Origin of the sequence: Streptomyces sp. NPDC127092 (genome assembly GCF_042722475.1) — a bacterium.
GTDB lineage: Bacteria > Actinomycetota > Actinomycetes > Streptomycetales > Streptomycetaceae > Streptomyces.
Window position 1 is genome coordinate 1 of the sequence record NZ_JBHXFE010000386.1, and the last position, 1,096, is coordinate 1,096.

Here is a 1,096-nt window from a genome sequence, read left to right on the forward strand (position 1 = left end):
GACAGATACAACGCGACAGCGCCCGCATACGACTTGGTCGTCGACTCGGCCCCATCACGCCCGAACCTCACATACCGCAGATATGCATCCGCCACCAACACGACCAGCAGGTCCTCGTCGATCACCGTCCAGTACCGCGTTCCAGAGGGCATCTGCACCGGAAAAGCTCGCATCGTCGTCATCTCCCTTGTCAATCATGGCCGCCACAACGACGACCACCTGACCGACACGCGGAGAGAACCCGTTGTCCACCAAGCAAGTGATCAGCTAGTGCCACAGTGCGCGACAAATGATCGGACCCCGAGGGAACCAAGGTTGTGAGACGCGGCCACGGCCTGACTGGTCTCCAGGGTTCGAACGGTATTGCTGCGGCAGAGTGCGGGGTTCAGCCGCGAGTGATGGAGAAGTTGCCGTGTTCGGCGAGTGCGGCCTGGATGGTGTCGTCGGACAGTTGCTTGGATGCGTCGATCGTCACTTGGGATACTCCGTGAGTATCGAGGTCTACCGAGACTGAGTTGACTTCTTCGAGGCTGGTCAGTTCCTCGGTGACGGTGTTCACGCATCCTTGGCAGTGCAATCCTTCGACCGGAACGGTCCATGTTGTCATCGGTTTCTCCTTGCATATCAAACGTGCGTGGATTGATCTCGACTGTTCACTTCCATTCAATTGTCCGTCTGTTCTGCTGGGCGGCGGCAAAAATCGGCGATCCGCGAATCCGATTCACCGGCGTCCACCCGGTACAGAGCTCGAAAAGGGGTGCGCACGAGGGACCGGACCGACCGGGGAACTCTTCGCCGTGTTCGGCCGACCTACTGCGGGAGCGCCGATGTCAGGAGTGTTGCTGTGACCGACGAGTTGATCGAGTATCGGGCGATGTTCGAGGCCATCGAACGTCGGGTGACCGGGGAGGTCGATACCGGATCGCGCTGGCGGGTCCGGGTCACGGTTGCGATCTCGGTGGCTGTGGTGGCGTTGTTCTTCTCGCATACCGGCGGGGCCACCGGGTGGTCGGTGTATATGTACACCGACGCCGCCCGGGCGGAGGCGGTGGGACCGCTGTCGATGCTCTTCGTACACGCGAGCGCGGTGCTGTGT

General features: G+C 60.9%; 2 protein-coding genes and 1 pseudogene. 1 reads left to right on the forward strand and 2 read right to left on the reverse strand.

Annotation, left to right across the window (positions count from 1 at the left end; translation table 11 throughout):
• Window positions 1-182 (reverse strand): annotated as a pseudogene (locus tag ACFWJO_RS40660) (site-specific integrase); the annotation flags it as partial.
• Window positions 183-385: 203 nt separating this feature from the next.
• On the reverse strand, window positions 386-607 hold the full coding sequence (locus ACFWJO_RS40665) for a heavy-metal-associated domain-containing protein (RefSeq protein ID WP_378496425.1): 222 nt from the start codon (window positions 605-607) through the stop codon (window positions 386-388).
• Between the two features lie 237 nt (window positions 608-844).
• On the opposite strand from ACFWJO_RS40665, the gene ACFWJO_RS40670 reads away from it, so the two are divergent.
• A partial coding sequence (locus ACFWJO_RS40670) for a hypothetical protein (protein ID WP_386873423.1) occupies window positions 845-1,096 on the forward strand: 252 nt, incomplete at its 3' end.

Coding starts and splice junctions, on each gene's coding strand:
- ACFWJO_RS40665 (WP_378496425.1), bottom strand. CDS start 607: ATGACAACATGGACCGTTCCGGTCGAAGGATTGCACTGCCAAGGATGC.